Genomic DNA, 7,465 nt, shown 5'->3' on the forward strand with positions numbered 1-7,465 from the left:
TTACAAAAGGACCGGACACCTGTGGTTTTTACAGATACCGTGGGGGGAGAAGACACACCCGGGCCTATTTTAGAACGGCTTGAGGCCCTGCCCGAGAAGTGCATCCTGGTCGCTGACGATTCCCATGGTATTGGGGTTTGTGGTTCCCATGGAAGTGGTTCCTGGAAAGCGCTCCAGAAATTAAACTTTAAGGATTTACTCCTCTGCAGTTCCCTTGGAAAGGCCCTGGCGATTACCGCAGGTATGGTGGCGGGCCCTGCTCGTATCCTGGATCAACTCAGGAAAACTCCATTTTTCGAAGGGGCCAGCCCGGCACCTCCGGCCGGAGTGGCGGCCCTTGGCGTGGGCCTGAGCGAAGGTTGGTACGAACAACAATACAAACGTTTGCTTCAAAACACGGGGTACTTCCACGAACTCGCCAACCCCCTTCAACTTTTAAAATCGCAGCCTCCCTATCCGGTATTTTACTTTACCAATCCCAAACTGGCCAAATACCTCAGGGAGCAACGGATCTTGATTACGGATTTTGAATATGCGGCCGAGGCCGGCTCTTCCTCTCCCAAACGCATCGTAATTTCTTCTGCCCACCGGAAGGAACATTTAGAAAAACTCGCCCAGGTGCTGAAACGGTTTTAAGCAAATTGTTTCATTTTCACTAATGACCTATATTTATTAGAATATTCTTCATTTTTATCTTAATATATACCGCATTTAAATAATTTATGTCGTATATTTTTAAGGATTTATTGACCTAAATACACAACCATGAAAAAGATTTTAGGAACTTTAGTTTTAGCCGTGTTACTCATAAGCACAACCGCTGAAAGACCCCCAAATGCAGAATCTATGCATTCGCTGGAAGGCACCTGGGAACTGCAGAGCTTTTATAATTATGCCGAGGAGAATATCAGGGACACTGTTGACCTCGTCCCGGGGTATCGGCAGGTGAAAATGTACTACAACGGACGGGTTATGTGGTCCCGTACCGACCCCAACGATACTATAGGAAGGTTTGGATTCGGGAGCTATCGAATTACCCAGGATGAATTAATTGAGGTCATCGAATACGGGGACCATTACATGATGGAAGCCCTTGACACCATACGACAGTTCAGTTTTGAACTCATAATCGATGGGGACACCTACAGCCAGATCCAACTGGACGAGGAAGGGCAACGCACGTTTTCAGAAAACTACAAGCGGGTAGTAAAGTAGCTCAAAAAACAGGGGTTTCTTAACCGGTAAATAAGTATCAGGAAACACTTACCTCCGATTCTACTGAGGCGAGATACCGTTCGGCGTCCAGGGCGGCCATGCAACCGGTACCAGCCGCTGTAACGGCCTGCCGATACTCTTTATCCTGAACATCACCACTGGCAAAAACACCCGGCTTGTTGGTTTTTGTAGATTTTCCCTCAGTAATGACGTAACCCGTATCATCCATATCCAACTGTCCTTTAAAGATATCTGTATTGGGTTTATGGCCTATGGCTACAAAAAAACCTGTAATCGGGATTTCTTCTTTTTCCCCCGTCTGGTTATTAACCATCCTGAGGCCTTCCACTACCTGGTCCCCTAAAACTTCATCTACCTCGGTGTTGTAGCGGATATCTATATTGGACAGGCTCTCCACGCGGTGCTGCATGGCTTTGGAGGCCCGCATATAGTCTTTTCGGATCAGCATGGTCACCTTACTACAAATCTTAGCCAGGTAAGACGCTTCTTCAGCAGCGGTATCCCCCCCTCCTACTATGGCGACATCCTGACCTTTATAGAAGAATCCGTCACAAACGGCGCAGGCGGAAACACCTCCACCCCTAAGGCGTTGTTCACTAGGGATTCCCAAATATTTCGCAGAGGCTCCCGTTGCGATAATAACCGTGTGGGCCTCTACTACTTTCGAATCGTCGATAGTCACTTTATGGATGCCTCCCGGCTCATCGCTAAATTCCACCGCCGTAGCCATTCCTATGCGCACTTCAGTTCCAAAACGCTCAGCCTGTTGCTGCAATTCCACCATCATGGTCGGCCCGTCTATTCCCTGGGGATATCCCGGAAAATTATCCACTTCCGTAGTTGTAGTGAGCTGTCCACCCGGCTCCATACCTGTGTACATAACGGGTTTTAAATCAGCGCGGGCGGCATAAATCGCTGCGGTATACCCCGCAGGGCCTGAGCCTAAAATCAGAGTTTCAAAACGTTCTATCTTTTCTGACATAATCATTGTATTAGATTCACCACTGTAAAAGTAGGATTTTCACCCACTTCCTTACAGGGAAAGTTATCAAAAGTTTTGAAGCTGCCCCGGTAACCATAGATATACTCCACAGCAATTGCAAACATACCCTGTAGCAATATGAAAAATTCAAAATCTTGAAAATAAAGGAAATTGGAAATGACCCCGGTCATATGGGATTCTGGCCGTTCATTTTCTGTTACACCACCTGAAAACCTTCCGGATAGGGATGGTCCGGGTCGATGACGAGGGTATTGTACCCATGGATCCAGGCGGACCCCTTAACTTCGGGTATGATACCGTCGAAATCACCTATGGCAGCCTTCTCGAGGACCCGGCCTTCAAAGCATGACCCAATATAACTTTCATGGTTGAAAACAGCTCCGACCTCAAGGCGCCCGCGAGCGACCCATTGGGCCATTCGGGCCGAGGTTCCGGTACCACAGGGCGATCGGTCTATCGCCTTATCCCCATAAAAAACGGCATTGCGGGAAGTAGCGGTATCGGAAATTGGGAGCCCCGTCCATAAAACATGGCTCACATCGCGAATTGTTTCATCCTCCGGATGGATAAACCGGTTCGGGTAATTGGCATTTATGGCGGGTCGGAGCAATTGTGAGATTCGGATGAGCTGCGAAGCACTGAAATCCGCCAAATCCCTATAATTATCCTGAGGATCGATGATGGCATAGTAATTCCCCCCGTATCCCACATCAAATTGCAGTTTTCCCAAAGGGCTGTCTACTTCCAAATCCCGGGCGGCGAGAAATGAAGGGACATTGGTTAGGGCTACCCAAGTCACTTTTTTCCCCTCCTGTCCGTATCTGATTTTGACCAGTCCGGCGGGGGTTTCCAAACGGACCTCCCCGGGGGTGCGGGGATGAATCAACCCCTCTTCAATGCCCATGGTAATCGTACCTATTGTCCCATGCCCGCACATAGGAAGGCATCCACTGGTTTCAATGAAGAGGATTCCCAGATCATTTTCGGGGTTTGCCGGCGGATAGAGGATGCTGCCACTCATCTGGTCGTGCCCCCTGGGTTCGAACATGAGCCCCTTGCGGATCCAGTCATATTCCCTTAGGAAATGCTGGCGGCGCTCTTTCATGGAGTTGCCCTCCAGCACCGGGCCTCCTTCTGCGATCAGACGTACCGGATTACCGGCAGTGTGGCCGTCGATGCATTTAAATACATGCCTTTGTTTCATAGGCGCTAAATCATATTGGGCCGTCAGTCATTTGCCCATTGACCATTCTCAGGATTCCAAGGGGATTGTCATCTTTCAACGCCGGGGGGAGGATTCCCCCGGGCAGGTTCTGGTAGGACAGCGGCCGGATCCAGCGTTTAACCGCATCGGTTCCGACGGAAGTAAACCGGGAATCCGTAGTTGCCGGAAAGGGGCCACCATGGTGCATACTCGGGCATACTTCTACTCCTGTGGGCACGCCGTTGATCAGCAGTCTGCCCGCTTTTTCTCCCAGGAGGGCAACTACATCTGAAGCCGATTGAATTTCCGTTTCATTACCTAAAAGTGAAGCGGTTAATTGCCCCTCTAATCCCGGAAGCGTTCTCACCAGGTCTTCGTGATCTTCACAAGTCACCAAAAGGGTAAACGGCCCGAACACCTCCCTCTTTAAGCTGGGATTCTTTCTAAATGCAGCGGCACTGACCACTCCCACGGCTCCGTTCGCCCGGGTATCGCCCTCATTATCCACCCTGGCAGTTATCCGGGTAACGCCAGGCTGAGCAAAAAAGTCAGCCCGTAATGACTGGTACTGAGCTGCTATGTTTGAATGCAGCATACAGGCCGTACCCACTGCATCAACCTCGGCCGCCAGGACTTTGGAAAATGCTGTCCAGCCCGATCCCTTTATGCCCAAAACCAACCCGGGATTGGTGCAAAACTGCCCGGCGCCAAGGGTAACGGACTGGGCATAGGCTTTTGCCCATCCTTTTCCCGGTTCCGTGGCCGACGGCAAAACCACGACGGGGTTTATACTGCCCATTTCGGCAAATACGGGAATGGGCTCCTTTCGCTCGGCCCCCAGGCGCGTAAGGGCCAGGCCTCCGGCTTTACTCCCCGTAAAGCCCACTGCTTTTGCGGCGGGGTGTTTGACCAAAGCAGCCCCTAAACCCGTACCACTCCCCTGCAGTTGTGAAAAAACCCCTTCGGGCATTTGCGTTTGGCGCGCAGCCCTTTGAATACATCGCCCCACGGCCTCTGATGTCCCGGCGTGCATCGGATGGCCTTTGACGACTACCGGGCAGCCTACTGCCAGGGCCGAGGCTGTGTCTCCCCCAGCGGTGGAAAAAGCAAATGGAAAATTGCTGGCCCCAAAAACAATTACCGGGCCAAGGGGTCGCATACATTTGCGAATATCGGGTTTGGGCAGGGGGGTCCGATCCGGTTGGGCTGTATCGATCCGCACTTCCATCCATGAAGATGATTCTGCAACTGCCGCAAAGGCCCTTAACTGACCTGTAGTCCGTCCGAGTTCCCCTCGGGCGCGACCCTCCGGCAAACCGGATTCCTGCATATAAACGGATACGAGATGCTCCTGTTGCTCCTCAAGTTCCGCCGCGATGGCCCTGAGGAAGTCGGCCCGATCTTTCCCGGGCAAATGGCTATATGTCTTAAAAGCACTTGCAGCCATCTCCATGGCCGTATGAACCTCACTATCCGTAGATTCAAAAAATTTCCAGGGTGTTGGGGAACCCGTTTGGGGATTAATTGTTTGGAAGGTGTTTTTGCCCAGGGCAGATTCAGAATAGCCGAGCAATTGGAAACCTGTGATTGGAAATTGCATATTAGAAGGATATTTTTAGTATCGGGAGGGACGGGGAGCCCCTGTAAATGAGTAACTTCTTATTCTTAAAAACCCCCAACGGCAATTCCATGCCCTTAGTGGGATTTAGGGAGCTGTGTCATAACAACGTTAAATAGTCGGGTAGGCCCGGACGGATCTTCAACGCGTCTTCTATAATGCCGACAACCCTTTTGCGCTCGGCTCCTGAGAGTGGAAGGCGCGGCTTTCTCACGGCCTCCGAACCCAGGTCTACCATCTTTTCAGCCAGCTTGATATTCTGCACCAGCTGCGGGTTGATATCCAGCTCCAGCAAGGGCAGAAACCAGCGATAAATGGCCAGGGCAGCTTCCAATTGGCCCGTCTTAGCCAGTGCGTAAACAGCCACAGTTTCGCGCGGAAAAGCACAAACCAGTCCTGCTACCCATCCATCAGCACCCATAGCAAGGCTTTCCAGGGCCAGGGTATCCACTCCGCATAGGATTTTGAGTCGATCTCCAAATGCATTTCGTATACGGGTTACGTTGGAAACATCCCGGGTCGATTCCTTCACGGCCTGGATATTCGGGCAATCCTTCATCAGGGATTCAAACATGTCAAGGGTAACTTCAGTCCCGTAATCCACCGGGTTGTTATACACCATAATCGGCAGGTCCGTACTCCCGGCAATCTCCCGAATATAGGTTTCAGTCTCCTGACCTGTAGGTTTATATCGCATTGGGGGTAAGAGCATCAGCCCATCTGCACCGCAGGACTCCGCAGTCTTTACCGCCTGAAGTGCACGCCTGGTGCTCCCTTCAGCGACATTCAAGATCACAGGTACATCGCCATGGGCCGTTTCGATTGCTTTCTCTGTGAGTGCCTTCAATTCCCCGGGTTCCAGGGTACTGGCCTCCCCGAGCGTACCCCCGAGAATAAGGCCGCTAACCCCGGCATCGAGTTGTGCCCGCACATTTTTGTCAAATAAGTCGAGGTCGAGACGATCGGTCTTATCAAATTTTGTCGTCAGGGCAGGCATGACCCCTTTCCACTCAAATTCCATAGGTATGTTATTGGACCCCTAATATACATATCCTGAGGGAATCCAAAGGTTATTCATCCCAGCACACAAATTCAGATATATTTAGCCCAATTCAGGCTTCCTGTAACATGGGTTACTGAGTTGGAGGTTTCCATATCTTACCTTTATCCAAGTGAATTAAAATCCAAAAACACAACGACTATGGAAACTCCTCAAATAACAAATACAATGCCCAGAATCGGGGACATCGCCCCCGATTTTGAAGCCCTGACGACCAAAGGGAAAATTAAATTCTCTGAATTTGCTAAGGACAAGTGGGTGGTATTATTTTCCCACCCCGCAGATTTCACACCGGTATGCACCACGGAAATGAGTGGGTTTGCCACCCGAAAACGGGAATTTGAGGCCCTGAATACGGAGTTGATGGGCCTGAGCATCGACAGTGTCCACGCCCACCTGGGTTGGGTTCAGAATGTTCGCGAAAACACCGGGGTCTACTTCGACTTTCCCATTATTGCCGATCTGGACATGAAGGTGGCCAAATTATACGGAATGCTCCAACCCAATGAGAGTGAAACAGCTGCCGTTCGCGCCGTTTTCTTTATCGACCCTGAAAAGAAAATACGCCTGATCATGTATTATCCGCTCAACGTGGGGCGAAATATGGATGAGATCCTTAGAGCCCTTGAGGCCCTCCAGATTGCCGATAAATATAAAGTGGCCATGCCACTGGACTGGAAAAAGGGGGATAAAGTAATCGTACCCCCACCCAAATCCCTGGATGAGCTCAACGAGCGACTGGATGACGACAGTCTTGAAAAAGTAGACTGGTACCTGGCCAAAAAAGACCTCGAACCGGTAAACTAGGATAAGATCCGGTTTTCCTGACCCTAAGACCAAAGGGCACTTGACATTCAGGTGCCCTTTTTTAATGCTGCACTTGTGGCTCTTTAATTATTCCGCCCTGTGGTATAAATATCCGTTTTGACCCTTGGACTTAATTCCGTAATTTGAACCTCTAAAAATTTATTTCAAATTCATGTGTCTTATGAAAAAATCAATACTGAACACCCTTTTCCTGACCCTTTTCGGGGTTTTAATCCTGGGCGCCCAGGACCATGTTTCCGTTTACAGCGGTTGTGACTTTAAAGGGGACCGGCAACGGATGTACGAAGGGGAATACGATGACAAGGACCTCTCCATTGGAAACGACCGCATTTCCTCCATACGCGTACCGGAAGGATGGTCCGTCACCGTTTACAAGTCCAACCATTTTGACGGGTCACATGAAACGTATACAAGTGACGTCCGATGCCTCCCGGAAAAGTTTAACGACGCCATTTCCAGTATCCGGGTGTACAAGTCCAAGAGCAGCAGTGGAGTTACCATTTACAGCGGTTGCAA

At 50.3% G+C, this 7,465-nt stretch carries 8 protein-coding genes; 4 read left to right on the top strand and 4 right to left on the bottom strand.

What is annotated here, in order from left to right:
* Both WBV75_RS13210 and WBV75_RS13215 read left to right on the top strand, forming a co-directional pair.
* A partial coding sequence (locus WBV75_RS13210; RefSeq protein WP_424121054.1) for an aminotransferase class I/II-fold pyridoxal phosphate-dependent enzyme occupies positions 1–636 on the top strand: 636 nt, incomplete at its 5' end.
* A gap of 129 nt (positions 637–765) precedes the next feature.
* A complete protein-coding gene (locus WBV75_RS13215; RefSeq protein ID WP_424121055.1) occupies positions 766–1,215 on the top strand; it encodes a hypothetical protein in 450 nt (149 codons plus the stop codon).
* 37 nt (positions 1,216–1,252) lie between these two features.
* On the opposite strand, the gene trxB is transcribed toward WBV75_RS13215, so the two are convergent.
* The 4 genes from trxB to WBV75_RS13235 form a co-directional block, all read right to left on the bottom strand.
* Positions 1,253–2,218: a thioredoxin-disulfide reductase gene (gene trxB / locus WBV75_RS13220; protein ID WP_424121056.1), complete on the bottom strand. Its 966-nt coding sequence runs from the start codon at positions 2,216–2,218 to the stop codon at positions 1,253–1,255.
* A 217-nt stretch (positions 2,219–2,435) separates the two neighbouring features.
* Positions 2,436–3,443 (bottom strand): 4-hydroxyproline epimerase, encoded by a 1,008-nt coding sequence (locus tag WBV75_RS13225; protein WP_424121057.1) that lies wholly within the window; start codon positions 3,441–3,443, stop codon positions 2,436–2,438.
* Between the two features lie 10 nt (positions 3,444–3,453).
* Positions 3,454–5,043 carry an aldehyde dehydrogenase (NADP(+)) gene (locus tag WBV75_RS13230; RefSeq protein WP_424121058.1) on the bottom strand — a complete coding sequence of 530 codons (1,590 nt, stop codon included), beginning with the start codon at positions 5,041–5,043 and terminating at the stop codon, positions 3,454–3,456.
* A 118-nt stretch (positions 5,044–5,161) separates the two neighbouring features.
* Positions 5,162–6,082 (bottom strand): dihydrodipicolinate synthase family protein, encoded by a 921-nt coding sequence (locus tag WBV75_RS13235; protein WP_424121059.1) that lies wholly within the window; start codon positions 6,080–6,082, stop codon positions 5,162–5,164.
* A gap of 207 nt (positions 6,083–6,289) precedes the next feature.
* Between WBV75_RS13235 and WBV75_RS13240 the strand changes: the two genes are divergently transcribed.
* Both WBV75_RS13240 and WBV75_RS13245 read left to right on the top strand, forming a co-directional pair.
* On the top strand, positions 6,290–6,928 hold the full coding sequence (locus WBV75_RS13240; RefSeq protein ID WP_424121060.1) for a peroxiredoxin: 639 nt from the start codon (positions 6,290–6,292) through the stop codon (positions 6,926–6,928).
* Positions 6,929–7,109: 181 nt separating this feature from the next.
* Positions 7,110–7,465 (top strand): peptidase inhibitor family I36 protein (locus WBV75_RS13245; RefSeq protein ID WP_424121061.1); only part of this gene is annotated, 356 nt, incomplete at its 3' end.

This window comes from Robiginitalea sp., from assembly GCF_049588695.1.
GTDB lineage: Bacteria > Bacteroidota > Bacteroidia > Flavobacteriales > Flavobacteriaceae > Robiginitalea.